The sequence below is a fragment of the Pelagibius litoralis genome, assembly GCF_011683915.1.
GTDB classification, from domain to species: Bacteria; Pseudomonadota; Alphaproteobacteria; order Kiloniellales; family Kiloniellaceae; genus Pelagibius; species Pelagibius litoralis.
The window spans coordinates 1-25,120 of sequence record NZ_JAAQPH010000035.1 but is presented as its reverse complement, the minus strand read 5'-3'; the positions used below and the strand labels follow the sequence as shown (position 1 = coordinate 25,120).

The 25,120-nt window shown below is 63.8% G+C and carries 24 protein-coding genes; 9 read left to right on the top strand and 15 right to left on the bottom strand.

All coding sequences use genetic code 11. From position 1 onward, the window contains the following. Positions 1-37 precede the first annotated feature (37 nt). The 3 genes from HBA54_RS26830 to HBA54_RS26820 all read left to right on the top strand — a co-directional run bounded on the left by HBA54_RS26830 (position 38) and on the right by HBA54_RS26820 (position 3,728). Positions 38-1,210 carry a PspA/IM30 family protein gene (locus HBA54_RS26830; RefSeq protein WP_167231169.1) on the top strand — a complete coding sequence of 391 codons (1,173 nt, stop codon included), beginning with the start codon at positions 38-40 and terminating at the stop codon, positions 1,208-1,210. Positions 1,211-1,274: 64 nt separating this feature from the next. Further along, a complete protein-coding gene (locus HBA54_RS26825; protein WP_167231166.1) occupies positions 1,275-1,973 on the top strand; it encodes an OB-fold-containig protein in 699 nt (232 codons plus the stop codon). 3 nt (positions 1,974-1,976) lie between these two features. Further along, positions 1,977-3,728 (top strand): flotillin family protein, encoded by a 1,752-nt coding sequence (locus HBA54_RS26820; protein ID WP_167231164.1) that lies wholly within the window; start codon positions 1,977-1,979, stop codon positions 3,726-3,728. An 89-nt stretch (positions 3,729-3,817) separates the two neighbouring features. Here the strand turns inward: HBA54_RS26820 and HBA54_RS26815 are convergent, their stop codons facing one another. Then, positions 3,818-4,690, bottom strand: coding sequence for a helix-turn-helix domain-containing protein (locus HBA54_RS26815; protein WP_167231161.1), 873 nt, complete (start codon positions 4,688-4,690; stop codon positions 3,818-3,820). A gap of 204 nt (positions 4,691-4,894) precedes the next feature. Between HBA54_RS26815 and HBA54_RS26810 the strand changes: the two genes are divergently transcribed. Both HBA54_RS26810 and HBA54_RS26805 read left to right on the top strand, forming a co-directional pair. Beyond that, a complete protein-coding gene (locus HBA54_RS26810; RefSeq protein ID WP_322096133.1) occupies positions 4,895-6,223 on the top strand; it encodes an alpha-glucosidase/alpha-galactosidase in 1,329 nt (442 codons plus the stop codon). Positions 6,224-6,547: 324 nt separating this feature from the next. After that, the gene (locus tag HBA54_RS26805) at positions 6,548-8,131 is read left to right on the top strand and encodes a sodium:solute symporter (RefSeq protein ID WP_167231157.1); all 1,584 of its coding nucleotides are present in this window, start codon (positions 6,548-6,550) and stop codon (positions 8,129-8,131) included. A 74-nt stretch (positions 8,132-8,205) separates the two neighbouring features. Here HBA54_RS26805 and HBA54_RS26800 read toward each other — a convergent pair whose 3' ends face one another. The 13 genes from HBA54_RS26800 to HBA54_RS26745 all read right to left on the bottom strand — a co-directional run bounded on the left by HBA54_RS26800 (position 8,206) and on the right by HBA54_RS26745 (position 20,433). Next, a complete protein-coding gene (locus HBA54_RS26800) occupies positions 8,206-8,952 on the bottom strand; it encodes an RNA methyltransferase (protein ID WP_167231109.1) in 747 nt (248 codons plus the stop codon). Between the two features lie 297 nt (positions 8,953-9,249). Further along, complete coding sequence (locus HBA54_RS26795; RefSeq protein ID WP_167231154.1) at positions 9,250-10,014, bottom strand: hypothetical protein; 765 nt, start codon at positions 10,012-10,014, stop codon at positions 9,250-9,252. Positions 10,015-10,238: 224 nt separating this feature from the next. Then, complete coding sequence (locus HBA54_RS26790; protein ID WP_167231151.1) at positions 10,239-10,499, bottom strand: hypothetical protein; 261 nt, start codon at positions 10,497-10,499, stop codon at positions 10,239-10,241. A 339-nt stretch (positions 10,500-10,838) separates the two neighbouring features. Further along, on the bottom strand, positions 10,839-12,329 hold the full coding sequence (locus HBA54_RS26785; RefSeq protein ID WP_167231148.1) for a carboxypeptidase M32: 1,491 nt from the start codon (positions 12,327-12,329) through the stop codon (positions 10,839-10,841). A 77-nt stretch (positions 12,330-12,406) separates the two neighbouring features. Continuing rightward, on the bottom strand, positions 12,407-13,174 hold the full coding sequence (locus HBA54_RS26780; RefSeq protein WP_167231145.1) for an SURF1 family protein: 768 nt from the start codon (positions 13,172-13,174) through the stop codon (positions 12,407-12,409). Next, positions 13,171-13,638, bottom strand: a complete 468-nt coding sequence (locus HBA54_RS26775) for a DUF983 domain-containing protein (protein WP_167231142.1) — start codon at positions 13,636-13,638, stop codon at positions 13,171-13,173. Before HBA54_RS26775 ends, HBA54_RS26780 begins: the two co-directional genes overlap by 4 nt. Positions 13,639-13,696: 58 nt before the next feature. Further along, positions 13,697-14,518: a cytochrome c oxidase subunit 3 gene (locus tag HBA54_RS26770; RefSeq protein WP_167231139.1), complete on the bottom strand. Its 822-nt coding sequence runs from the start codon at positions 14,516-14,518 to the stop codon at positions 13,697-13,699. A 72-nt stretch (positions 14,519-14,590) separates the two neighbouring features. Then, the gene (locus tag HBA54_RS26765; protein ID WP_167231136.1) at positions 14,591-15,217 is read right to left on the bottom strand and encodes a cytochrome c oxidase assembly protein; all 627 of its coding nucleotides are present in this window, start codon (positions 15,215-15,217) and stop codon (positions 14,591-14,593) included. Between the two features lie 2 nt (positions 15,218-15,219). After that, positions 15,220-15,354 carry a cytochrome c oxidase system small membrane protein gene (locus HBA54_RS29555; RefSeq protein WP_277345438.1) on the bottom strand — a complete coding sequence of 45 codons (135 nt, stop codon included), beginning with the start codon at positions 15,352-15,354 and terminating at the stop codon, positions 15,220-15,222. Continuing rightward, complete coding sequence (locus HBA54_RS26760; RefSeq protein WP_167231133.1) at positions 15,354-16,337, bottom strand: heme o synthase; 984 nt, start codon at positions 16,335-16,337, stop codon at positions 15,354-15,356. Before HBA54_RS26760 ends, HBA54_RS29555 begins: the two co-directional genes overlap by 1 nt. 43 nt (positions 16,338-16,380) lie before the next feature. Then, positions 16,381-17,988 carry a cytochrome c oxidase subunit I gene (gene ctaD, locus HBA54_RS26755; RefSeq protein ID WP_167231130.1) on the bottom strand — a complete coding sequence of 536 codons (1,608 nt, stop codon included), beginning with the start codon at positions 17,986-17,988 and terminating at the stop codon, positions 16,381-16,383. Between the two features lie 14 nt (positions 17,989-18,002). Beyond that, a complete protein-coding gene (gene coxB / locus HBA54_RS26750; RefSeq protein ID WP_167231127.1) occupies positions 18,003-18,857 on the bottom strand; it encodes a cytochrome c oxidase subunit II in 855 nt (284 codons plus the stop codon). A gap of 268 nt (positions 18,858-19,125) precedes the next feature. Further along, entirely contained in the window at positions 19,126-20,433 is a 1,308-nt protein-coding gene (locus HBA54_RS26745) for a DUF3422 family protein (protein WP_322096132.1), read from the bottom strand. A 188-nt stretch (positions 20,434-20,621) separates the two neighbouring features. Between HBA54_RS26745 and tldD the strand changes: the two genes are divergently transcribed. Then, positions 20,622-22,055, top strand: coding sequence for a metalloprotease TldD (gene tldD / locus HBA54_RS26740; RefSeq protein WP_167231124.1), 1,434 nt, complete (start codon positions 20,622-20,624; stop codon positions 22,053-22,055). A gap of 115 nt (positions 22,056-22,170) precedes the next feature. After that, positions 22,171-23,256 (top strand): cyclase family protein, encoded by a 1,086-nt coding sequence (locus HBA54_RS26735; protein WP_167231121.1) that lies wholly within the window; start codon positions 22,171-22,173, stop codon positions 23,254-23,256. 64 nt (positions 23,257-23,320) lie between these two features. Here HBA54_RS26735 and HBA54_RS26730 read toward each other — a convergent pair whose 3' ends face one another. After that, entirely contained in the window at positions 23,321-23,533 is a 213-nt protein-coding gene (locus HBA54_RS26730; protein WP_167231118.1) for a hypothetical protein, read from the bottom strand. Between the two features lie 250 nt (positions 23,534-23,783). Here HBA54_RS26730 and HBA54_RS26725 point away from each other — a divergent pair, with 250 nt between their 5' ends. Further along, on the top strand, positions 23,784-24,329 hold the full coding sequence (locus HBA54_RS26725) for a hypothetical protein (protein WP_167231115.1): 546 nt from the start codon (positions 23,784-23,786) through the stop codon (positions 24,327-24,329). Between the two features lie 90 nt (positions 24,330-24,419). Next, positions 24,420-24,767, top strand: a complete 348-nt coding sequence (locus tag HBA54_RS26720; RefSeq protein ID WP_167231112.1) for a hypothetical protein — start codon at positions 24,420-24,422, stop codon at positions 24,765-24,767. The last annotated feature ends 353 nt before the right edge of the window (positions 24,768-25,120 follow it).

Below are 25,120 nucleotides of genomic sequence, written 5' to 3'. Positions count from 1 at the left end.
TCATCCCCTTATATAACCATGAAGCGTGGAGAAAGAGATGCATTCAACTGAAGCGGTTCTGCAGCTACATCCATCGGGGGAACAATCCGATCAGCTGCGTGCCTATGCCGAGCGTTATGCCGAGGCGGCAAACTGGCTGTCGCAGCTGGTCTTCGATGCCGGAATTTCCGACCAGGTCCGACTGCATCGCCTTTACTACAGCCGCCTGAGGGAGCGTTTCGGCCTGCCGTCCCAGGCAGCGGTGCTGTGCCTCAAGCACATTGCGCGCCTCTGCCGCAAGGCGGTCGTGGTTCCCCAGGTTTCCCCCGGGGGCCCGGTGCCCTTCGACCGGCATCTTTATTCGATGAAATCGGTCGATGCGGTTTCTCTCTCCACGCTTGGCGGGCGTGTCGTGGTGCCCTGCACCCTGACCACCTACGCCGAAGGAGAGTTTCTCGTCGGCAGCGCCGAGCTCTGCCGTTTCGACGGGGACTGGGTTTTCATCCTGCGCACCGCGCTGAGCGAAGCCCTGTTGCACCGTCACCGATTGGGAAAGGAGCAGTTCATGCCCGATAGTCTTTTGAACCGTATCACCCGCCTGGTTTCCGGGCTGACCCACAACGCCATCGAGCAGGCCGAGCAGGCCGCTTCGGTGCCGATCATGGAACAGGCCATCCGCGACATCGACGACGCGGTCAAGGAAGTGCGCAGCGAGGTCGGCAAGCACGAAGCCACCAAGCATAACGCGCGCCGCCGCATCACCGAGCTGCAGCAGGAGCACGATTCGCTGAGCGAAAAGATCGCGCTGGCCGTCCAGGAGTCCAAGGAGGATCTGGCGGAGGCCGGCGTCGGCCGCCAGCTCGACATCGAAAACCAGCTCGCCCTGCTGGAGCGCACCCTGGGCGAGGAGGACGAGGAAGTCGCCAAGCTGACCGACTCCCTGGCCGCCCTGCAGGCCAGCCGCCGGGAGGCCCAGGGCCGCCTGCGCGACCTGAAGGCCGCCGCCCCGGCCGTTCCCGAAGGCGACATCGCCGGCGGCAGCAAGGCCCAAAGCCAGGCCGATGCGGCGATGAACGCCGCCCAGCGCCTGGGCGAGAAATTCACCGGCCTGCCGGCGGAGGAAAGCCACATCAGCAATCGCGATCTGGACGACTTGGCGGAGCTGCACCGCCAACACGCGATCCAGGAACGCCTCGCCAAGCATAAGGCACGCCTGAAAGGCGGGAACTGAATACGACGCCGCGGCACCGCCGCCTCAGCAAGCGTGAAAGGATCAACAGAGGGGAGCCTGCACCATGACATCGGTCGGATTTTTCTTCGCTGACCAGAACAGCCCGTTCCTGGCGACCGCGGTCATCACCCTGGTCATTGCCGCGGTAGAGATTCTGAGCGTTCTTCTTGGCCTTGGCCTTTCCGATCTGGTCGACGACGTGTTGCCCGATATCGGCCCCGGCACCAGCGCCGACATCGATGCAGAGACCCCCGAGGCCGAGGGCACCATCCTGGGCGATGCGCTTTCCTGGCTCAATGTCGGGCGGGTGCCCTTCCTGGTGCTGCTGCTGACCTTCCTTACAGTCTTCACGGTCGGCGGCTATGCCCTGCAGATGCTGGTGGGCGGGACCCTGGGCTTTTATCTGCCCAGCCTGCTCGCCGCCCCTGCCGCCCTGGCGGCGGCGATCCCGGTAACCCGCTGGACCAGCCGCGGCCTGGGCCGCGTGGTACCGCGGGAGGAAACCTATGCCACCGGGAATGAAGACCTTATCGGTCGCATTGCGACCATCTCCCTGGGGCCCGTCACCCGACGGGCGGCCGGCAAAGCCAAGGTCGCCGACCAACACGGCAACCTGCATTTCGTGCGCGTCCGCGCGGCCAACCGGGGCGAGACATTTCAGACGGACGCGGCCGTGCTGCTGGTCGGCCATAAGCGTTCCCTCTTCGAGGTGATCACGCCGCCAAGCAGCCTTTCGAGCAGTCATTCACAGAATGGGGATTAAGACATGGAGATCATCTTTCTGGCCGGTTTCGGCACAATCGCTTTCATCGTGGTCTGCTTCATCTTCGCCCGCCTCTACGTGCGCGCGCCAAAGGACCTGGCCTTCGTCAAGACCGGTCTGGGAGGCCAGAAGGTCGTCCAGGACGGCGGCGCCCTGAAGCTGCCGGTGCTGCACGACATCACCTGGGTGAACCTGCGCACCCTGCGCCTGGAGGTGAACCGCCAGCGCGAGGCGGCGATGATCACCTTCGACCGCATGCGCGTCGACATCGGCGTGGAGTTCTATGTGCGCGTGAAGCCCAACCGGGAATCCATCGCCCTGGCCGCCCAGACCCTGGGCGAACGCACCCTGGAGGGTGAACAGCTGCGCGAACTGGTCGAGGCCAAGTTCGTCGATGCCCTGCGCGGTGTCGCCGCGCAGATGAATCTCAATGACCTGCACGAAAAGCGCACCGACTTCGTTCAGAAGGTTCAGAACGCGGTCGCCGGCGATCTGGAGCAGAACGGCCTGGAGCTGGAATCGGTTTCTCTGACCACGCTGGACCAGACGTCCTCTGAGTTCTTCAACCCCAACAACGCCTTCGATGCGGAGGGTTTGACGCGGCTCACCGAGATCACCCAGCTGAAGACTAAAGAGCGCAACGAGATCGAGCAGGAAACCCGCATCGCCATCGAGCAGCGCAATCTCGAAGCCGACCGCCGCGCCTACGAGATCAATCAGGAGAAGGATTACGCACGCCTGGATACCGAGCGCAACGTGGCCAACTATGCCGCCGAGACCCGGGCCCAGACCGCTGAAAAAGAGGCCGAAGCCAAGCGTCTGGAGGAACAGGCGGCGATCCAGGCCAAGCTGGCGGTGGAGCGCAGGCAGATCGAATCCGACCGCGACGTGGAGCTGACGCGCCAGGACAAGGCGATCACGGTGGCCACCAAGTCGCAGGAAGAATCGCTCGCCGCGGCCGAGGCCAACAAGGCCCGCGCCACCGCGGTGCGCGAGGAAGAAGAAGTGAAGACCGTGGCCCGGGTGGCCGAGGCCGAACGCCAGAAAGCGGTCGCCATCGTCGCCGCCAAAGAGGACGCCGAGAAGAACGCGGTCGGCATCACCGTGGCCGCCGAGGCCGAGCGTACCGCCGCCGAGGATGAGGCGGGAGCCACCCTGATCACCGCCCGCGCCGAGGCGGAGGCGACCAAGATCAACGCCGAGGCCGACGCGGCCCGCTATAAGGTGGAAGCCGACGGCCAGGAGGCGATCAACGCCGCCCGCAACGTGCTGGACGACCGCATCATCGCCCTGGAGCTGAAGAAGGCACTGATCGAGGTGATGCCCGAGGTCATGGCCGCCTCCATGAAGGCGGTGGAGAAGATCAAGGACATCCGCGTCATCGACTTCGGCGGTGGTATGACGGGCGGCGGCGCACTGATGCCAGGCCTGGCCGGTGCCGGCGGGAACGGTGGCAGTGCTGCGGCACCCGGTGGCGCCGCCTTGGGCGGCGGCAGCCTGCCCGACAACATCGTGCAGTCCCTGCTGAACTATCGCATGCAGGCACCCATGGTGGACGAGCTGCTGACGGACCTGGGCTTCAATGCCAAGGAAAATCCGAACAACATGCTGCACCGCCTGTCCCAGGGCATCGTTGCCGATGAAGCGGCCGCCAAGGAGACGGTAAAACCGGCCGTTGCAAAGGCCGCCGCGCTGGCGAAGCGCACGGCGGAGACGAAGGGCTCTCCGGAAACCGGCACCGAGGAAACGGCCTGACCGCGACAGCAGCGCCAACCCGTCCAGCCCCTACCCCTCCCGGGGCCGGATAGATCAGAAGGCCCGCCACCCGGCGGGCCTTCTTCGTCTTATCGGCGGCGGATTGCGCTTACGCGGTGGCGGGCAGCGCGGCGATGCGCCAGCGGCGTTGTCTGAAACTCTTCATTGAAGGCCTCATAAAAGCGCGATATCGAACGAAAGCCCGAGTCCATGGCGATGGCGGTTATGGTCGCATCGGTATCGACAAGCAGGGCCTGGGCATGGCCGAGGCGCAGCCGGGCAATATAACGCCCGATGGGAATACCCATACTCTTGCTGAACAGCGCCATGGCATAGGCGCTGGATACGCCCGCGTGCCCCGCTACATCGTCCACGGTAATCGATTCCGTGTAGCGCTCGGCGATGAAGCGGGTCATGGATTCGACACGCCCGAGGCTGCGCAGCGGAATCCGCGGCTTGCCGTTGGTGTCCGCCCTGGTCTCCTCCCAACCGCTGTGGGCGAGACGGCGCAGGCGAAGCTGAACCTCGTCCTGGGTAATGGCGCTGAGCACCTCATCGCCCGAACAGGCGTCGTCGAACCAGCGGCGGAACCGCCCGGCATCGACCGGGTCGCCGTCGCGCGCATAGAGAAAGGCGCCGTTCATCAGGGCCTGAGAGAAACGGTCGGGCAGCGGCCAGCGCACGATATCGCCGAAGGGAACATAGACAACCGTGGTCAGACCCTCGCCCTCGACCTGGACGACGCGGTGCGGCAGCTGCCCCCAGAACACGACGATCCGGTCCGGCGGCACGACAACGGTCCCGCCCGCCGTCAGGTAGGTAATGGAGCAACCTTCGAGATAGTTGATCTCGATGTGGCCATGGATGTGGGTCGCGGCCATCGCCGTGGGGCGGTGCCGCTGCACGAAGAAGCGATCCGGCAGATCCTCCGTAAGAACGTTGTCGGTCTCAAAGCGCACCATCGTTTCATCCTTGCCATCACCAAGGGAAAACCGGAAGAACTGTACCCTCGGCCATAGGATCATGGAATCTTTTATGGCTAGGCGGGACGCCGGGACCGGCAAAGCGCTGTCAAATCGAATGAATTTTGTAGCAGCGCCGGAGGCGCCGGACCGGCTATCAATGACCGGACAGCCTCCCTTTTGTCTTGAGTAAGGATCCGAGCAGTGACACGCATCTGCTTCATTGGTGCCGGCAGTACGGTTTTCATGCGCAACATCGTAACCGACATCATGCTCGACGAGACCTTCAAGTCTTGTCACATCGCCCTCCACGACATCGACGCCGAGCGGCTGAAGGTCTCGGAGGCGGTGGCCCGGAAAATTGCCGCAAGCACGGACTGCCAGCCGACGATTGTCAGCACGCTCGACCGGCGCGAGGCGCTCATCGGGGCCGATTTCGTCATCGTCATGATCCAGGTCGGCGGCTACCGGCCCAGCACGGTGATCGATTTCGATATTCCCAGAAAGTTCGGCCTGCGCCAGACCATCGCCGATACCCTGGGGATCGGCGGCATCATGCGCGGCCTCAGGACCGTTCCGGTGCTGGGCGACATCGCCGGGGACATGGCCGAATGCTGCCCCGATGCAATCATGCTGCAGTATGTAAACCCGATGGCGATCAACTGTATGGCGCTGGCACGGATGATGCCGGAGATAACCGTCATCGGCCTCTGTCATTCCGTCCAGGGCACCGCTCTGGAACTCGCCAGAGATCTCGGCGAAGACCCTTCGGCGATCCGCTACCACTGCGCCGGAATCAATCATGTCGCTTTCTACGACCGCTTTGAAAAGCAGCATGCGGACGGGACGCGCGAGGACCTCTATCCCCGGCTGCACGCCCTCGCCGCAGCGCGCAGCTACGCCAGCAACGAGCACGGCTGCGCCAACCATGTACGTTATGAAATGCTGCAGCGCCTCGGCTACTTCCTCACCGAGTCCAGCGAGCATTTCGCCGAATACGTGCCCTGGTTCATCAAGCGTGACCGGCCCGACCTCATCGAAAAATTCGAGATTCCGCTGGATGCCTATCCGGCGCGCTGCGAGGCGCTGGCCGCCGATTGGGAGGCACAGAAGCGTGCGCTGCTGAGTGATGAGAAACTGGTCTGCGAGCGCAGCCAGGAATATGCCGCGCGGATCATCCACGCCGTTGTCACCGGCGAAGAGACCGTAATCAACGCCAACCTGCCAAACGCCGGCTGTATCGCCAACCTGCCATCCGATGCCTGTGTCGAGGTCCCCTGCCTGGTCGACCACAATGGCATCTCGCCGATACAGGTCGGCCGCATTCCGCCACATCTGGCGGCCCTGATGCAGACCCAGATCAATGTGCAGACCCTGGTGGTGGAAGCCCTGGTGACGGGCAAACGCGAGCACGTCTATCACGCCGCCATGCTCGACCCGCACACCGGCGCCGAGCTGTCGCTGGATGAAATCTGGCAGCTGGTCGACGCGCTCATCGAGGCGCACGGCGACTGGCTGCCGCCGCTCGCCTGAAAGGTCTGCAGCAGCCCGCCCGCTTGCGACCGTGGCGTCAAAACCACGGCGGCAGATACGCGCGCCACAGCAAAGTCACAGAGGAATACCGGAAAAAAGGCGGCTTGAGCCATAGCATCCCGGATTATTTTGTCGGTCTGCGGGATGCCCTGCCAAACGAAACACGATCAAATTGTGCCACCTACGCAGTGGAACCCGAGGCACGGGGCCTGGAGAGCGTCACCACCGCTCAACAGATAAACCGCAGAAAAGCGCAGATCACGCGATAGGGCTGGCGGTTCGCAACATCGGATCGACCCAAAAAACAAACAACTGGGGGGAAATATGTCAGAGGTTGGCGCAGCCATCAGCGGCATCGATATTGCGGTGCTGATCGCTTATTTTGTCGTCACGATCATCATCGGTGTCTGGGTCGCGAAAACGACGGAGACCGGCGACGATCTCTTTCTCGCCGGCCGCGCGCTCACCTGGGGCGTGATCGGCTTTTCACTCTTTGCTTCGAACATTTCCAGCACCACCCTGATCGGGCTGGCCGGCGCCGCCTACTCGGCCGGCATCTCGGTATCGACCTACGAGTGGATGTCGGGGGTGCCGCTGATCATTCTGGCTTTCGTCTTTGCGCCGCTCTATCTGCGCTCGCGCATCACGACGATCCCCGAGTTTCTGGAACTGCGCTTCGACCGGCGCTCGCGGGTCTATTTCTCGCTGGTGACGATCCTGCTCAGCATCATCGTCGATACCGCCGGCGGGCTCTATGCCGGCTCGGTGGTTCTGAAGACCTTCTTCCCGGACCTGGTGATCTGGCAGGTCTGCCTCGGCCTCGGCCTCTTCGCCGGCATCTACACCGCCGCAGGCGGCCTGAAGGCCGTGGTCTACACCGACGTGCTGCAGGCCGTCGTACTGATCTTCGGCAGCACCTTGATGACCATCATCATGTTCGGCGAACTGGATTATTCCTGGGCCCGGGTGGTGGAGGCCGCGCCGGCCGGGCACCTGTCGATGATCCAGCCGCTCGACGATCCGCAACTGCCCTGGCTCGGCATCATCATGGGCGTCTCGCTGCTCGGATTCTGGTACTGGGTGACCAACCAGTACATCGTGCAACGCGTGCTCGGCGCCAAAGACCTGAAGCACGCCCAGTGGGGCGCCATGCTTGGCGGTTTCCTGAAACTGATTCCGCTGTTCACCATGGTCCTGCCCGGCGCCATGGCAATCGTGCTGCTGCCCGACCTGCCCAACGCCGACATGGTGTTCCCGACCCTGGTCACGACCGTATTGCCTGTCGGCATCACCGGTCTGGTTCTGGCCGGCCTGGTGGCCGCCATCATGTCGAGTGTGGATTCGACCTTGAACTCGGCATCGACGCTGGTGGTGCACGATTTCATCGAACCGCACCACCCGGAGTTCAAGCCCGAGAAGGTCGGCCGCTATGGCCAGGTCACGACCCTGATCCTGATGGTCGTCGCCATCGCCTGGGCGCCGATGATCTCCAACTTCGGCGGTCTCTGGTCGTACTTGCAGCAGGCCTTTTCGATCCTGGTGCCGCCGATCGCCGCAATCTTCCTGATCGGCGTTTTCTGGCGGCGCGGAAACGGCGACGGGGCGTTCTGGTCGCTGGTGGTCGGTCACAGCGTCGGCCTGGTGGTTTTCTTCGCCGGCCAGTTCGGTTACTGGCCGATCCACTTCACCATCAACGTCGGCATCATGGCGCTGTTCAGCACGGTGGTTTTCGTGGTCGTCAGTCTGGCGACGGCGGCACCGGATGCTGAACAGATCGAGCGCACCACCTGGCGGCCCGAAATCGCGATCGCTGAAGGCACCTTGGGCGGGGCTTGGTACAGGAACCTGAAGATCCAGGCCGGCCTCCTGATCCTGGCCATGCTGGCCGTGCTCATCGGCTTCTGGTGAGATAGCAGAAGGCCCGCCTGACGGCGGGCCTTCTTCATCTTTACACTCTCAAAACTGAACTCTTGCTGTATGCCTCAGGGGGTACCTGATGGTCCGCTGCCCCCACCGCCGGTTCCACCGGAATCACGTCCGCCGGGATCACGCCCACCGGGATCACGTCCGCCACGGTCGCGGTCGCCGGGATCACGCTGGCTCTCCGTGGCCGGAACGACCCGTGGTGTGCGCTGCGGCTCGCAACTGACCGAGAGGCTGTCGAAGGCCGAGACCACTTCGTTCGGCGCCACCACCTTCACTTTGAAGGCCTGATTGCGCAGACCCTGGGGGTCATACGGCTCGGCGGCCGGACCTGTGCCGAAAAGCCGCTCGAAAAAGTCAGGCTCACGAGCCGGTGTCGGATTCTCCGGCCGGTCGAAGACGACGATCGAAGCATCGGCTTCGGTCTGCTCGCTCTCCACCAGGGCCAGCTTGTGGCTGGCCTGGGCGGCAAAGAGACCGTCTTCCGTCGCGCGTGTCTGGGCCTTAAAGACCTGGGACTCGCGGCCGTCGTCCGTGACAATCTGATAGGACAGCGTGCCGGGGGACTGGGCACCGACGCTGACATTGAAAGCAAAGGCCCGCGGGCAGGAGCCGGCCATGTTCATCGGCACGACATCAAGACTGGCCGTGGTCGCCTGGAAGACATCGCTACGGGCGGCAAGCACGGCGGCGACATCGCCGATCAATCCATCGGACGAATTCTGTTGGGCGGCGGCAACGCCGGACCCCAGGGTCAGGGCGATGGCCGAAACCAGCAGACCCTTGGCAACCTGTTCCTTAATCATGAACTCTCTCCATCTGCACCAATCATTCGGTTGCCCATAGGTCGCAAGGAGGGCTGGCGGAGTTCAAAAACAGGGGGGGGTCTTTGGCTTGCCGGAGATCTTGGTTAACTGAAAGCTAAAGCGCGCAGCCATGATCAACAGCGCGGCCCTGGTCCGGAGGGCGATCAAGCGGGGTGCGATGGAAGCCGCCGCGGTCGGGGGCATTCATCGATTTCTTCCCGGTGAGACAGCAGAAGGCCCGCCGTCAGGCGGGCCTTCCCATTGTTGTATTCTTCAAAGCAAACCTGGCTGCAGGGTTCAGATCCCCCCCGCCGTGCCGCCGCTGGGGTCGCCACGGTCACGGCCACCACCATCGGTGCTGGAAGAATCACCACCACCTCTGCCACCACGGTCTCTACCGCCACGGTCGCGGTCGCCGGGATCACGCTGGCTCTCCATGGAGGCCGGAATGATGCGCGTCTCGCGCTGAGGCTCACAACTCACCGAATGGCGGTCAAAGCTGGAGGCCACCTGGTTCGGGGCGAGAACCTTCACCATGAAGGCCTGGTTACGCAGGCCCTGGACATCGTCGTCCTCAGCCGCCGGGCCGGTGCCGAAGAGCCGCTCGAAGAAGTCAGGCTCACGGATTTGCTTGAAGTTCTCCAGTTGATCGAAAACCACGATCGAGGAGTCTTCGGCGGTCTGTTCGCTCTGCGCCAGGGCCAGCTTGTGGCTTGCCTTGACAGCGAAAAGCCCGTCTTCGGTGGCGCTGGCCTCAGCTTCGAAGACCTGCGAGGCCCGCCCGTCTTCGGTGACGATCTGATAGGTCAGCTTGCCGGGGGACTGGGCGCCGACCCGGATGTTGAAGGCATAAGCCTGCGGGCAGGAACCGGCCATATTCAGCGGCACGACATCGAGATTGGCCGAAGTCGCCTGGAAAACATCGCTGCGCGCGGCAAGCACGGCGGCGACATCGCCGATCAATCCATCGGACGAATTCTGCTGGGCGGCGGCAACGCCGGACCCCAGGGTCAGGGCGATGGCCGAAACCAGCAGACCCTTCGTAATCTGTTCCTTGATCATAACTCTCTCCATTTGCACCAATCGTTAGGTTGCTCATTTGTCGCGGAGAGATCCTGGTTAGTTCAAAAACAAGATAAATTTTTCAGGTAGAAAAATATCCAACCTGAGCAATACCTTAGTCACCCCTAACTAAGGTTAGCGGACGAACTTCCAAGGTTAACTCAGTAAGACTTGGGGTTAGGCCGAGGCGCGCGGGAAAGCCATCCGACGTCCAGAATCGCAGTCTAAGAGGCCGGTTTGTCCGCCATGCCAGCCTTCCGCACGGTTTCGAGACAACTCGCCATGAGAGAGAGGTAGTAAGCCCGATCCTGTGTGGCAGTCTCTTTTTCCGCCTGGGCAATACGCTCGAAAAGATAGGCCGCCAGGGCATAGTCATTGGCCGGATAGACGCCAGCGCCGGTGAGGTCCTGTACCAGGTTGACGGCGCTTTCAGCCGCTTTCGCCCCCATGCGGCCAATGCCGCCGCCCAGTCCGCCGATTGCCATGGTGCTTCTCCTCGCGTGATTGAAATGCTTCGAAGCTCATGTGGCGGCTGACGGCGAAGGGTTCAACAAAGGCTACGTGCGCCGGATTGTCGGAACCAGCCCCTCACCCTCCCGCTACGCGGGAAACTGATTTCCCCCTCACCCTCCCGATACGCGGGAAACTGATTTCCCCCTCACCCTCCCGCTACGCGGGCCCCTCCCTCTCCCACAAAGGGGAGAGGGAAATAGAGCCGACTCGACCTTATTTGTTTCCCCCTCTCCCCTCCGTGGGAGAGGGTCGGGGTGAGGGGGCTTCCGCGCAGCAGAAGAAAAGAATGCCAGGTCGTGCCGAACGCCGCCTTAGGAAAGATAGCGCGCTTTCAGGTGGGCCTTGAAGATCTCGGGGTTGAGTGCCTCACCGCTTGCGCGCTCCAGAATCGTCTCGAAGCCGGCGGAAGAGGCCTGGGCATGGACGTGTTCGCGCAGCCAGCCCATCAGCGGCGCGAAATCGCCCCGGCCCAGGGCCGCCGGGATTTCCGGCCGCGCCCGTTTGGCGGCAGCGAAGAGCTGCGCCGCCGTCATCGCCCCCAAGGTATAGGTCGGAAAATACCCCCAGGCGCCGTCGTACCAGTGAATGTCCTGCAGGCAGCCCAGGCGATCCTCCGGCGGGGCGATGCCCAAGAGGCCCTTGATGCCCCGGTTCCATTCATCGGGCAGCGCCTCCAGCTCCATCTCCCCGGCGATCAGCGCCTTCTCCAGCCGGTAGCGCAGAATGACGTGCGCCGGATAGGTTACCTCGTCCGCATCGACGCGGATGAAGTCCGGCTTCACGGCGTTGTAATGGCGCAACAGGTTATCCGCCTCCCAGGCCGGGCCGCTGCCGCCGAAGGCCTCGCGCGCCAGGGGCGCCAGGAAAGACACGAACTCGGCAGAGCGGCAGGCCTGCATCTCCACCATCAGGGACTGGCTTTCGTGCATCGCCATGCCGCGCGCCTCGCCCACCGGCTGCAGGCGCCAGTCCTGCGGCAGGCCACGCTCGTACATCGCGTGCCCGGTTTCGTGCAGCACGCCCATAAGGGCGGTCATGAAGTCATCCTCGTCGTAGCGCGTGGTGATGCGCACGTCGTCGGGCACACCGCCGCAGAAAGGATGCAGGGAAACATCGAGCCGGCCGTGATCGAAATCGAAGCCGACGGCGGCCATCAGTCTGCGCCCCAGCGCCTCCTGCTGCGCGCGCGGGAACGGCCCGGCGAGCGGCAGGGTCGCGGTTTGCTGGCCCTGACGTGCCAACACATCGTCCAGAAAGCCGGGCAGGAAGTCGGCCAAGTCGGCAAAGACGGTATCGATGCGCGCCGAAGAGCCACCGGGTTCGTACTCGTCCAGTAGCGCATCATAGAGCGAGCAGCCCAGCTTTTCCGATTTGGCGGCGGCGGCTTGGCGCGTCAGGTTCAGCACCTCCGTCATGGCCGGCAGCACGGCGGCGAAATCCGACTTCGGCCGCGCCTCACGCCAGATCATCTCGCAGCGCTTGCAGGCTTTCGAAAGCGCCTCCACAAGGTCGCTTTCCAGGGCCGTGGCATGGAGCCAGCGGCGGCGCATCTCCGTGAGATTGGCCTGGGCCCAGTCGGACAGGCCGGTCGCCTCGGCCGAGGCCCGGTCAAACAGCTCGTCCATCGCCGGATCGGTCAGGGTCTCGTGGCAGACCACGTCCAGGGTCGCCAGCTGCTCCGTACGCGCCTCCGCCCCGCCGGACGGCATTACCGTCGACATGTCCCAGGAGAGAATGCCCGCCGCCTCCTGCAGGGCGTGCAGGCGCTTGAATTTGCGGGAAAGCTGGTCGTAAGCGGTCATGCCGATCCCTTCATGACATCGAATTGATCATCACCAAGATAGATGACCGAGCGGGCCCAGGTTATCAAGTCACCCGATCAGGCCGCGTCGTCGGGTCCTTCTTCTTCCGGGCGATAGTGGAAGAGGAAATAAATCACCGCCAGGATGAGCGCGAAGGAGTACCAGGTGATGGCGTATTCCAGGTGGTCGTTCTTCAGGGCGATGCGGGTCTGCCCGCCGAACGGCATACCGCCGGGCATCTCTGAAAACACGGCGTCGGCATAGATCTCGGTGATGATCGGCCCCGCTGACACGCCTTCAGCCATGACCGGCAGGTCGAGCCAGAAGTAGAAGCGCTCCTCCGGCTTGTTGGGCGGTTTGGCGAAGTCGACGCCTTTCCAGCCGTCGGTGCGCAGCAGCGCCTCGACCTCCAGGGGGCCGGCCAGCTGGCCCTCCGCACGGGTTGCCGGGTCGCGGCGGTTCTCCGGCACCCAGCCACGGTTCATCAGCAGGATGCGGCCGTCGTCGAGCCGGAAGGGCGTCACCACATTGAAACCAACCCGGCCTTTTTCGGTGCGGGCGCCGAGGTAGAATTCCTGATCGTGCAGAAAGCTGCCGGCCAGGGCGACGCGGGTGAACTCGACGGCCGCCGGGTCGGGGAAGGCGCCGGGCAGTGGAATACCGGGCCCCTGCGAACGCTCTTCGCGCTTGGCGATCTCGCCTTCTTTCCAGTGCAGCCGTTGGACCTGCCAGGTGCCAAGCCCCAGCAGGATGATCAGGGCAGGCACCGCACAGAACGTCGCCCAGAAAGTCGGGCGGAAGCGCCGCCTGCCCCGAGCGATGCCATGGCTTTCAGGTGCGCTCATCGTTCGTCTTCCCGGTCGTCTTTTGAACCATTTTTCCTGTCATCGGCGGTGAGGCTGTAATCCACCGTGCCGCTGTCGCTGGCCTTGTTGCGGTACTGCAGGGCGATCATCACACCTTTCATGGGGCGCAGCATACCCAGCGCGCCACCCAGGATCACCGGCACCCAGATCAGCATATGAAGCCAAATTGGCGGCTCGTAGGCAAACTCGAACCAGAAGACCAGCGGGACCACGACCGCGCCGAGGATGAAGATGATGAACACGGCCGGTCCGTCGCCGCTGTTCTGCTCGCTGAGATCGAAGCCGCAGACGGCACAGCGCGCCGCCACGGTCAGAAAGCCGGCGAACAGCCTGCCCTTGCCGCAACGCGGACAGCGGCAGGTCAGGCCGGTCCGAAGCGGCGAGAGCGGCGCATAGGCGTCGTCGGAAGCGGAGTCTTCTGGGGTTCGGCGGGGCGCCGTCACGACAGCGCCCCCCAAGCTTCTGGGCCGGCCCGGAAATCGGGCCCGGCGGCGAGATCGATCAGTTGCCGCCCCACCAGTAAACGCAGATGAAGAGGAACAGCCATACCACGTCAACAAAATGCCAGTACCAGGCCGCCGCCTCGAAACCGAAATGATGGTCCGGCTTGAAGTGGCCGTAGTAGGCGCGGAACCAGCAGACAATCAGGAAGATGGTGCCGACCAGCACATGAAAGCCGTGGAAGCCGGTCGCCATATAGAAAGTCGATGAGTAGATGCCATCGGTGAAACCGAAGGCGGCGTGGCCGTACTCATAGGCCTGGACGGCGGTGAAGACCGCGCCGAGAAAAATGGTCAGCCCCAGTCCCTGCAGCAGCCCCTGGCGGTCGCCGTGTATCAGTGCGTGATGGGCCCAGGTCACGGTGCAGCCCGACAGCAGCAGGATCATGGTATTGAGCAACGGCAGGTGGAAGGCCGGGAAGACCTCCACGCCGGCCGGCGGCCAGACACCCCCGGTGTGCTCGACACGCTCGAACTGCTGGACTTCCCCGGCAAACAGGCTGGCATCGAAGAAGGCCCAGAAGAAGGCGGCGAAGAACATCACCTCGGAGGCGATAAACAAGACCATGCCGTAGCGCAGGCCGAGCTGCACCACCTTGTTGTGGTGGCCCTGATGGGTCGCCTCGTTGATCACCTGGCGCCACCAGAAAACCATGGTCGCCGCGACCAGCAAAACGCCGACCGGCAGAACCCAGGTGGTGACATCGTGCATGAAAAACACCATGCCGAGGGCGAGCACACCACCGGAGATGGCCCCGAAAAACGGTACGGGGCTGGGATCTACCAGGTGGTAGGGATGATTCTGTTCGTGGCCTGCGCTCATGGTATTCCCCGCTTATTGCTACCGGCGAAACACGGCCGGCACCCTTTGGCTCTCGCAGTCAATCAACTGCAATCAGTTCACTACAGATCCCTGCTCCGAATCTTCTTCCGTCCGGGAAAGGCTCGCAAGCGGCTCCTCCACCGCAGCGTCCAGGTCCGGAAAGAAGGTATAGGAGAGGGTAATGGTTTTCACTTCGGCCAGGTTGGGATCCTCCTCGATCGCCGGATCGACGAAGAAGCTGACCGCCATGTCCATGGACTCGCCGGGTGCGAGCTGCTGTTCGGTAAAGCAGAAGCACTGCACCTTGTTGAAATACTGGCCGGCCTTCAACGGCGTGACGTTGAAGGTGGCTGTTCCCGCCGTGCGGCGGGCCGATGTGTTCGTCGCCCGGTAAAAGGCGAGGCCGGATTCGCCGACCCGCAGGCTGACTTCCCGCTCGACCGGTTGGAAGGCCCAGGGCAGGTCCGGGTTCACATCCGCGTTGAAGCGCACCGTGACCATCCGCTCGCCGACACTCTCGGGCAGGCTTTCCGCCACCTGGGTGGTGCCGCCGTAGCCGGTAACACGGCAGAACAGCTCGTAGAGCGGCACCGATGCGTAGGCGAGGCCGCCCATCGCGACAACGACGCCCGCCAGCGCAAAGGCAACGCGCCCGTTCGCGCGGGTCTGCTGTCCAGCATCGTTCTTTTGATCCGCCATTTTCAACCTCCGCCCATGCGAATGATGGAGACGAAATAAACGACCACGATAAAGGTGATCAGGATCGCGAAGAGCGCCCAGTTCTTGCGTCTTTGTTGGCGCAACCGTTCTTTCTCCTCGTCGTCTGTCATCGCCATCAGCCCACAATCCAGGAAACGGCGGCCAGAACCGGCGCCGCCTCGGTCAGAAGGCCGGGCGCCCGGTCGACAATGATGAGCCCGAAGAGCACAAAAAGATAGAGGATGGAAAAGCCGAACAGCTGCTTGGCCGCCTTATCGCCTTCCTCGCGCTGTACCCGCAACGCCAGCAGTACAAAGCACAAGCCCATCACCGCCGCCACCAGGCCGTAGACGACCCCGGCGGTTCCCAGGAAGGCCGGCACAAGGCCGAGCGGTGCCAGGACGAGGCTGTAGAGAAGGATCTGCCGCTTGGTCGCCGCCGCGCCCGCCACCACCGGCAACATGGGCACCCTGGCTTTGGTATAGTCAATGCGGCGATAGAGGGCGAGCGCCCAGAAGTGCGGCGGCGTCCAGATGAAGATCAGCGCGAAAAGGGCGATCGACTGCAGCTCCACACCGCCAGTGACCGCCGCCCAGCCGATCATCGGCGGAAAGGCGCCGGCGGCACCGCCGATCACAATGTTCTGCGGCGTGCGGCGCTTCAGCCAGATGGTGTAGACGAAGACGTAGAAGGCATTGGCCAGGCCCAATAGCGCCGCCGCCGCCCAATTGATCGCGATCCCCATCAGCATGACCGACAGCAGGCTGAGAATCACACCGAAGGCCAGGGCCTCCTGCGGGGCGATCCTGCCGCGCGGCAAAGGCCGCCCGCGGGTACGCTCCATCACCGCATCGATATCGCGCTCGTACCACATGTTGATGGCCCCGGCGGCACCGGCGCCGACGGCGATACAAAGCACCGCGACGGCGGCCAGGAAGGGATGGATATCGCCGGGCGCGGCGTAGAGCCCGGCAAAACCGCTGAACACCACCAGCGACATGACCCGCGGCTTCAGCAGGGCAAAGTAGTCGGAAACCCGCGCACCGGAACGGCGCGCAGCCGCGGGAGCTTCCGTAAAGGAAACCTCCGCCCCTGCAAGACTGAGCGAGGCGTCACTCACCCTGTCGTTTCCTCTCTCGCCCTGACATGCTCTCTCCGCGCTCCTATCGGACCTGCGGCAGGTCGTTGAAGGTGTGGAACGGCGGCGGCGAGGACACGGTCCACTCCAGCGTCGTCGCCCCCTCGCCCCAGGGATTGGCCTCGGCCTTGCGGCCGGCCACCAGCGCATACAGCGTCATCACGACGAAGAACACGGTCGCCGCGATGGAGATGTAGGACCCGTAGGAGGAAACCGCGTTCCAGCCCGCAAAGGCGTCGGGATAGTCGATGTAGCGGCGCGGCATACCGGCCAGCCCCAGGAAGTGCTGCGGGAAGAACGTCAGATTGACGCCGACAAAGGTCACCCAGAAGTGCAGCTTGCCGGCCCATTCCGGGAACTCCCGGCCCGACATCTTGCCGAACCAGTAGTAGAAGGCGGCAAAGATACCGAAGACCGCGCCCAGACTGAGCACGTAGTGGAAGTGGGCCACGACGTAGTAGGTGTCGTGCATGGCGATATCCATGCCGGCGTTGGCCAGCACCACCCCGGTCACCCCGCCGAGGGTGAACAGGAAGATAAAGCCAACGGCCCAGAGCATGGGCGTGGTGAAGCGGATCGAACCGCCCCACATGGTGGCGATCCAGGAGAATATCTTCACGCCGGTCGGCACCGCGATCACCATGGTGGCCGCCGTGAAGTAGGCCTTGGTGTCGACGTCCAGACCCACGGTGTACATGTGGTGGGCCCAGACGATGAAGCCGACGAAACCGATCGAAACCATCGCGTAGGCCATGCCCAGGTAACCGAAGACCGGCTTGCGGGAAAAGGTCGAGATAATATGGCTGATGATGCCGAAGGCCGGCAGGATCATGATGTAGACCTCGGGATGCCCGAAGAACCAGAACAGGTGCTGGAACAGGATCGGATCACCGCCGCCGGCCGGATCGAAGAAGCTGGTGCCGAAGTTGCGGTCGGTCAGCAGCATGGTGATGGCCCCGCCCAGAACCGGCAGCGAGAGCAGCAGCAGAAAGGCGGTGATCAGCATCGACCAGACGAAAAGCGGCATCTTGTGCAGGGTCATGCCCGGCGCGCGCATGTTGAAGATCGTGGTGATGAAGTTCACCGCACCCAGGATCGACGAGGCCCCGGCCAGATGCAGGGCGAAGATCGCCATGTCCACCGACATGCCGCCATGGCCGAGCGGCCCGGAGAGCGGCGGATAGATCGTCCAGCCGGTCCCTGCGCCGATATCGACGAAGGCCGAGCCGAGCAGCAGCAGAAAGGCCGGCACGAGCAGCCAGAAGGAGATGTTGTTCATGCGCGGGAAGGCCATGTCCGGCGCGCCGATCATCAGCGGCACGAACCAGTTGCCGAAACCGCCGATCAGCGCCGGCATGACCACGAAGAACACCATGATCAGGCCGTGGGCGGTGATGATCACGTTCCACAGCTGGCCGTCCGGCTGGCCATCGTTCAGCAGGTACTGGACGCCCGGGTCCTGCAGCTCCATGCGCATGATCAAAGAGAAGAAGCCGCCGATGAGGCCGGCGATGATCGCGAAAAGCAGATAGAGGGTGCCGATGTCCTTGTGGTTGGTCGAACAGAACCAACGGACGAAGAACCCGGGCTTGTGGTCGTGATGGTCGTGTGCGTCGCTGCTGCTGTAAGCCATGACGTTGGGTTCCTCTACTCAGAGACGGCGGTGACGGCGGAAGACTCGGCCAAGCGGAGCGGCGAGGGTTCTTCAACGCTGCCGAATTCCTCCAGGGCCTGCTCGGTCCAGGCGGCGAACTCTTCCTTGGTCACCATCTTGATCATGATCGGCATGTAGGCGTGGCCCGTGCCGCAGAGCTCCGAGCATTGCCCGTAGAAAGTCCGGCCGGCGAAGTCGGCCGGCACATAGGCCCAGGTCTCGTTGATCCGGCCCGGCACCGCGTCGGTCTTCAAGGCGAAGGACGGCATGGCGAAGTTGTGCAGCACGTCGCTGGCTGTGATCAGGAAGCGGATGTTGGTGTCGACCGGCAGCACCATGGCGTTGTCGGTGGTCAGCAGGCGCGGCTGGCCGGGCTGCAGCTCTTCATCCGGCACCATGTTGGCATCGAAGGTGAAGTTGCCGTGATCGGGATATTCGAAAGACCAGTACCACTGGCGGCCGATCGCCTTCACCGTGATATCTGATTCCTGCACCGTCTCGGCGAAGTAAAGCAGCCGGAAGGAGGGAATCGCGATGACCACCAGGATGATGATCGGGATCACCGTCCAGGCCACCTCGATCAAGGTGTTGTGGGTCGTCTTCGACGGGTTCGGATTGCGTTTCTCGGAGAAGCGCCACATCACGTAGAGCAGCAGCACCAAGACGAACAGCGTGATCAGCGTGATAACGATCAGCAGCAGGTTATGGAAACTGGTGATCCGTTCCATCACCGGGGTGACGGCGGGCTGAAAGCCCAGCTGATACGGCAACGGCTCGGACGCGAAGGCCGTACCGAGAGTCGACAAGAAAGCGGCGGCCACAAGGCCCATCCGGCTCAGCACTGTCATAGCAAGCAATCCCAATCTGTCCTGCGAAGGCCGGCGGCAGCCCCCCAAACGCCACACACAGACATCAAACCATCTGCATGCATCCCCTGCCCGGGCACCATAGCTGCCACTGCGCGCGCAAACTATACCAAGCATCTTTGCTCCACAAGGGTCCGGAAAGCCGCCGAAAGCCGCGCCTTTCGCACCTTTGAATCTGAACCAAGAATAGCGTAAAGCAGCGCCCGCGTTTCCGGGTGCGACCGAATGCCGCAACCCTGCCGGAGCGGCCTCAGGTTTTGCCGCCGGCGGCGTTTTCCCGCGATACGATCCGCCGCAGCCGCCGCACCGCCGCCCAGACCAACAAGGCGATGACCGGGATCGAGACGCCGGTGGCAATATCGGCGTCCAGCGGCAAGCCCGTTGCCTTGGCGGCCTTGGCCAGATAGCCCACCAGACTGGCCAGATAATAGGTGATGGCAGCGACCGACAGCCCCTCGACGGTTTCCTGAAGGCGCAGCTGCACGCGTGCCCTGCGGTCCATGGACTGCAGCAGGTCCCGGTTTTGCGCCTCCAGTTGGATGTCGACCCGGGTACGCAGAAGCTCGCTGGCCCGGGCGACCCGGCGCGACAGAACCTCCAGGCGCTCGGAGACCGCTTCGCAGGTGCGCATGGCCGGGGCGAGGCGGCGGTCGATGAACTCCCCGATCGTCTGCATACCCTCGACGCGCTGCTCGCGCAGTTCCTCGACACGCCGCCGCACCAGGGCATAGTAGGCGCTGGCCGCGCCGAATCGGTAGTTGGTGGCCGCGGCCACGTCCTCGATCTCAGAGGAGAACGCGGTCAGTTCGTCGAGCAGCGCGCGCTCCTCGCCCATCCCCTCGATCTCGGTCATTCGCCCGGTGATGCCGGTCAGCCGCTCGCCGGTTGCCGCCAGCACCCCGCCGTGGCGCTTGGCCGCCGGGAAAGCCAGCAGGGCCATGATCCGGTAGGTTTCGATCTCCAGAAACCGTTGAACGAGGCGGCCGGCCTGGCGTGGATGCAGGCTGATGTCACGCAGCATAATCCGCGCAAAGCCGTCGTCCTGGACCGTGAAATCCATCCAGACCTCGGCCGAACCGCCGGACACCAGGCTGCCGACGATGTTGTCGTGGCCAAACAACCGGGCCAGCGCCGCCGCATCGGGCAGGGGCATCTTGTGATCGAGCAGATCCAGGTGGACACCGACCAGCAGGTCGCCCGGCAGACCGATCACCCAGTCCCGCGGCACCAGATCGACGGCGAAGCCGCTGAAGGCCGCCGGATCGAAGGCACCGTTCTGAAAGAACGTGTAGGTGGAAAACTCGGTATGGCGCTCCCACTTCAGGCGGAAAGGCCCGAAATCGGCCATGAAGTGGTTATCCCCGGCGGTCGGGGCGGCAACCGCAAACCGCTCGCAGAGCGCCGCGACGTGGCGGCGGTCGCGTTCCGCCCCGCGCTCGCCCGACAGCAGAGCCAGATGGCTGATGCGCTCCGGCGCCTGCAAACTGGCAAACGGCCTTGAGTGCACCTCCGCATTCAAGGCCGCGCGCAGCGGGTGATCCCGCAAACCGTCAATCACCTGTTTCTTTCCCCCGCTGGCCGCAGCTCTGCAGTCGCTCCGTCCGGACTTGGCACAACTCCGATCCTGGCGCCATCCTCACAAAGGGATGTATCCTGTCGACCGGTAACCCATATCAATTTCTGGGCCTATATTGAAACATGCTGGCAGCCGATTGCCAGACCTGAAGCCGAATCCGGAGAATCCTGATGTCACATCTCGCCGAAACCGACGCGCTTTTTTATGCAAAGGCCGGCCTCGACCGCAACCGCCTGGAAGCGGCGGTGGACGACGCCCTGGCCGGGGCCGACGACGGCGAGCTGTTCGTGGAGTACCGCCAGTCGGAGGCCCTGACCTACGACGACGGGCGACTGAAGTCGGCCAGCTTCGATACCTCGCAGGGCTTCGGCCTGCGCGCCATTTCCGGCGAGGCCGCCGGCTACGCCCATGCCAGCGAGCTTTCCGAAGAGGCCGTCGCCCGCGCCGCGCAGACGGTGCGCGCGGTCCAATCCGGCCATTCCGGCACCATGGCCGAAGGGCCGAGCCGCACCAACCGTATTCTCTATGCCGACGACAATCCGATTTCCGCCGTGCCCTTCGAAGACAAGGTGAAGCTGCTGGCCGAGATCGACGCCTTCGCCCGCGCCAAGGACCCGCGGATCAAGCAGGTCAGCGCCTCCCTGGCCGGGGAGTGGCAGGCGGTGCAGATCCTGCGCGCCGGCGGCGAGCGCGCCGCCGACATCCGCCCGCTGGTGCGGCTCAACATCTCGGTCGTGGTCGGCGAAGGCGATCGCATGGAAGCCGGCGGCTACGGCGGCGGCGGACGCCTGGCCTACAACATGCTGCTCGACCCCGCCTATTGGCAGCCCGGCGTCGAAGAGGCGCTGCGCCGCGCCCTGGTCAACCTCGAATCGGTCGACACCCCGGCCGGCGAGATGCCGGTGGTGCTCGGTTCCGGCTGGCCCGGCATCCTGTTGCATGAAGCCGTCGGCCACGGCCTGGAAGGCGACTTCAACCGCAAGAAAACCTCCGCCTTCTCCGGCCTGCTGGGCGAACGCGTCGCCTCGCCGGGCGTCACCGTGATGGACGACGGCACCATGCAGGACCGCCGCGGTTCGCTCACCATCGACGACGAAGGCACGCCGAGCCAGGCAACCGTCCTGATCGAGGACGGTATCCTGCGCGGCTACATGCAGGATCGCCAGAACGCCCGCCTGATGGGCATGACGCCGACCGGCAACGGACGCCGCCAGAGCTATGCCCACATCCCCATGCCGCGCATGACCAACACGGTCATGCTGGCCGGCGACAAGGACCCGGAAGAGATCCTCTCCTCGGTCGACCGCGGGCTCTTTGCCGTCAACTTCGGTGGCGGCCAGGTCGACATCACCTCCGGCAAATTCGTGTTCTCCTGCACCGAGGCCTATCTGATCGAGAACGGCAAGCTCGGCGCACCGGTCAAAGGCGCGACCCTGATCGGCAACGGGCCGGACGTCATGACCAAGGTGAAGATGATCGGCAACGACCTGAAGCTGGATGACGGCATCGGCACCTGCGGCAAGGACGGCCAGGGCGTGCCCGTTGGCGTCGGCCAGCCGACCATGCTGATCGACGCAATCACCGTAGGCGGCACGGCAGCCTGAGGCCCCAATCCGGGGATAGGGAACCCGGCGAAAACCAGAGAGGAGAAGACGGCCCGGACATCAGGCTGCCTGACGCAAACCCTTCCACCGAGAAGCAAAAGCGAGGCAGACAAGCATGGGTTATGAGGGAGATGGGCATGACGCCCCGGTTCGGCACAGGGCTGAGAATATTGTTGCGGACGAGAAAGTCGCGGCATCGCGCCGCGGATTTCTGAAATCGGCGGGCCTGGGGCTGGCCGGCGCCACCCTGGCCGGGCTTTCCGGCACAGCCGCCCAGGCGGCGGAAACCCCGATCGGCGACAAGTGGTGGCCATCGAAGTGGGGCGCGGAGGATCAGGCCGGCGCCTCCAACCATATGGGGCCGCAAAAAACCCTGGAAGCGGTTCAGAACATCAAAACCGGCAAGGTCCACAGCCTGGGCCATGTCTATGAAGCCGACATGCCCCTGTTCGGCCAGCGCGTCTTTGCGCTGCGCACCCCGGGCATGCCCACCGGTGGCACCTTCGGCGACAACAAGATCATCTGGAACGACGAGTTCCTGGCCACCGAGATCGGCCAGGTCGGCACCCAGTTCGACGGTCTGGGACACATCGGGGTAGTGACCGGAGAACCCGGCGACCACACCGAAAAGCGCCTCTATAACGGCGTCACCATGGCCGAAGCCGCCTCGCCCTACGGCCTGAAGAAACTGGGCATCGAGCACGTAAAACCCTTTTTCACCCCGGGTGTGCTGATCGACGTGATGGGCCTGAAAGGCGCGATGCTGGAGGCCGGCACCGAGATCACCGTGGCCGACCTGGAAGCGGCGCTGGAACGCCAGGGCCTTTCCGGCGATGCCATCAGACCGGGCGATGTGGTGGTGATCCGCAGCGGCTGGGGCCTGTTGTGGAAGGAAGACAACGAGCGCTACAACAGCGGCGAGCCGGGCATCGGCCTTGAAGCGGCCCGCTACCTTGCGGAAAAACAGGTATCCCTGGTCGGCGCCGATTGCTGGGGCGTCGAGGTGGTGCCCAATCCGGACAGTACCCAGGTCTTCCCGGCCCACCAGGAACTGCTGGTGCGTCACGGCATCTACCTGCACGAAAACCTCAACCTGGAGAGCCTGACCGCCGACGCAAGCTGGCGCTTTGCCTACATCTTCGCGCCTTTGCCGATCAAGGGGGCAACCGGCTCACCCGGCAATCCCCTGGCGGTCACCTGACCGGGGGGCAGCGGATAAGCCCGGGGCCCGCCATGGCGGGCCTTGAGGCTGCCCTGCGCCGGCGCTATTGACGGCGTCTCAGGTAGAGCATGATGCCGAGGACGGCCAGGGTGCCGATCAGCGCCGGGACCGCCGCCAGCGGCAGTGCGTGGATCAGGCTTTCCATGCTGCCCGGACGGGGATGGCTTGCCACAAAAGCGAAGAGGAACAGCATGTAGGCCGTGCCGCCGATCTTCACGGCCCACTCCCGCAACCAGCGCCAATCCCCGGAACCCATCGTTTTTATCCCTGTCTGCTGCATTCTCGCGTGCCGGACTATCCTGTCCCAGACGCCCGGGATTCGCAATCCAGGCGGAGGCGGGCTGCGGTGGAACGGGCCGCTCGCAAAGTCGTGCCTTGGACCTGGCCGCCCCTGCCGCCATATTGGAAACACGGCCTTATCGAAGGGGCGGACTGTTGGGCATGAAGCCAAACCGCCGGCCCGGCCGTATCTCTAGTGTCAGCCCGACGACCAAGGGAGAAAGACCATGAGAAAACCTGCTTTATGGCGGATCGGCCCCGTGCGGATCGGCCAAGTGCGGATCGCCCGGTCCGCGGCCCCGGCCCTGATCGCCGCGGCCTTGATGACAGTCACCCTGGGCGCGGAAACGGCTGCCGCCTGCACCAGCATCGGTTCCTCGGTGTTCTGCGGTACCCGCGGCTCCCACAACACCGTCGGCAATACCCTGATCTTCAACAACGGGCCGGCCGGGCAGCGCCTGGGCAACTTCGCCGTCACCGGCTCGCCGCCCCGCACCTCGGTCATTCGCGGCGCGCCGAGCCGCGGCCTGGCCCAGCCCCGAACCTACCGCGGCGTTGCGACCCCCAAGCGCTTCGGCAGCGTACCGGCCTTTGAATCCCGGATCGCCGCTTTGCGGGCCGAGATCCTGGCGCTGGAGGCACAGGAGCAACTTAGGAAACTTAACCTGACCCCGGCCCAGGACGCCGCCAAAGCAGACATGCCGCCGGCCCTGATCCGCGCCCTCAGGCTGGCCCAGGAAGCCCGCGAGAAGAAAGTCAGCGCAACCGAGTGAGCAGCCTGCCCAGGCGTCATAGAGGCATTGAACCAAGTTGACGTGACATTCGACTTACTACCGTTAAGTGTTAAACAAACGGAGTAAGACATGCCTTTTATGCAGAATACTTCTCAACGGAAACCCACCGCCAAGGTCGCTCTCTTCGCCCTGGGCATTGCCTGTGCGCTGACGGCCGGCCTGGCCGTCGACGGCCAGGCCGCATCGACAGGCGACAGGATCAAAGCATCGCAGCAGGCTCGGGAACTCGTAGGCAGGATCCAAGCCGGACAGGCCAGCAATGCCGCCAATCACAGCGTCAGCTGCCATCCGAGCGACTACCTGCCCGGTGTCTGTCCCGAAGCCCTCATAAAAGCCTGTAAAAAATACGGCGGCACAATGTCGACGAGTCCCAACGGCACCCACACCTGCAGTGGACCTTACACGGGACCCAAGTAAGCAGCCCTATGGGCTAAGCGCCTCGGCTGGCTGTCCGAAAAGGCAGCCAGCCACCCCCGCCGCCGACATACGAGGCGCTAGATCGGATCATGTTTTGACGGAACCACTTTGTGGTTGCGCCAAAACATGTGAATCCGATCGCCATCAAACAGTTAGAGCAGATTCACCCGGTCGCCAGATATCCCAGGGGATCGCTTCCGGCGATTCCATCCGACCGGGATCTGCTCTAGGGTCTGTACCCAATTAGGGGATTCCAGTTGAGTTGGATTTGTGATTCAAGTTTCCAAGGATAGGAGGCTTGAATGGCAAGGCAGCTGTTTTGGTTGAGTGAGGAGGAATGGGCGCGCATTGAG

What these genes read in the sequence shown, in the direction of transcription:
- HBA54_RS26830 (WP_167231169.1), top strand. Translation starts at nt 38, where the DNA reads ATGCATTCAACTGAAGCGGTTCTGCAGCTACATCCATCGGGGGAACAA.
- HBA54_RS26825 (WP_167231166.1), top strand. Translation starts at nt 1,275, where the DNA reads ATGACATCGGTCGGATTTTTCTTCGCTGACCAGAACAGCCCGTTCCTG.
- HBA54_RS26820 (WP_167231164.1), top strand. Translation starts at nt 1,977, where the DNA reads ATGGAGATCATCTTTCTGGCCGGTTTCGGCACAATCGCTTTCATCGTG.
- HBA54_RS26815 (WP_167231161.1), bottom strand. Translation starts at nt 4,690, where the DNA reads ATGGTGCGCTTTGAGACCGACAACGTTCTTACGGAGGATCTGCCGGAT.
- HBA54_RS26805 (WP_167231157.1), top strand. Translation starts at nt 6,548, where the DNA reads ATGTCAGAGGTTGGCGCAGCCATCAGCGGCATCGATATTGCGGTGCTG.
- HBA54_RS26800 (WP_167231109.1), bottom strand. Translation starts at nt 8,952, where the DNA reads ATGATTAAGGAACAGGTTGCCAAGGGTCTGCTGGTTTCGGCCATCGCC.
- HBA54_RS26795 (WP_167231154.1), bottom strand. Translation starts at nt 10,014, where the DNA reads ATGATCAAGGAACAGATTACGAAGGGTCTGCTGGTTTCGGCCATCGCC.
- HBA54_RS26790 (WP_167231151.1), bottom strand. Translation starts at nt 10,499, where the DNA reads ATGGCAATCGGCGGACTGGGCGGCGGCATTGGCCGCATGGGGGCGAAA.
- HBA54_RS26785 (WP_167231148.1), bottom strand. Translation starts at nt 12,329, where the DNA reads ATGACCGCTTACGACCAGCTTTCCCGCAAATTCAAGCGCCTGCACGCC.
- HBA54_RS26780 (WP_167231145.1), bottom strand. Translation starts at nt 13,174, where the DNA reads ATGAGCGCACCTGAAAGCCATGGCATCGCTCGGGGCAGGCGGCGCTTC.
- HBA54_RS26770 (WP_167231139.1), bottom strand. Translation starts at nt 14,518, where the DNA reads ATGAGCGCAGGCCACGAACAGAATCATCCCTACCACCTGGTAGATCCC.
- HBA54_RS26765 (WP_167231136.1), bottom strand. Translation starts at nt 15,217, where the DNA reads ATGGCGGATCAAAAGAACGATGCTGGACAGCAGACCCGCGCGAACGGG.
- HBA54_RS29555 (WP_277345438.1), bottom strand. Translation starts at nt 15,354, where the DNA reads ATGGCGATGACAGACGACGAGGAGAAAGAACGGTTGCGCCAACAAAGA.
- ctaD (WP_167231130.1), bottom strand. Translation starts at nt 17,988, where the DNA reads ATGGCTTACAGCAGCAGCGACGCACACGACCATCACGACCACAAGCCC.
- coxB (WP_167231127.1), bottom strand. Translation starts at nt 18,857, where the DNA reads ATGACAGTGCTGAGCCGGATGGGCCTTGTGGCCGCCGCTTTCTTGTCG.
- tldD (WP_167231124.1), top strand. Translation starts at nt 20,622, where the DNA reads ATGTCACATCTCGCCGAAACCGACGCGCTTTTTTATGCAAAGGCCGGC.
- HBA54_RS26735 (WP_167231121.1), top strand. Translation starts at nt 22,171, where the DNA reads ATGGGTTATGAGGGAGATGGGCATGACGCCCCGGTTCGGCACAGGGCT.
- HBA54_RS26730 (WP_167231118.1), bottom strand. Translation starts at nt 23,533, where the DNA reads ATGGGTTCCGGGGATTGGCGCTGGTTGCGGGAGTGGGCCGTGAAGATC.
- HBA54_RS26725 (WP_167231115.1), top strand. Translation starts at nt 23,784, where the DNA reads ATGAGAAAACCTGCTTTATGGCGGATCGGCCCCGTGCGGATCGGCCAA.
- HBA54_RS26720 (WP_167231112.1), top strand. Translation starts at nt 24,420, where the DNA reads ATGCCTTTTATGCAGAATACTTCTCAACGGAAACCCACCGCCAAGGTC.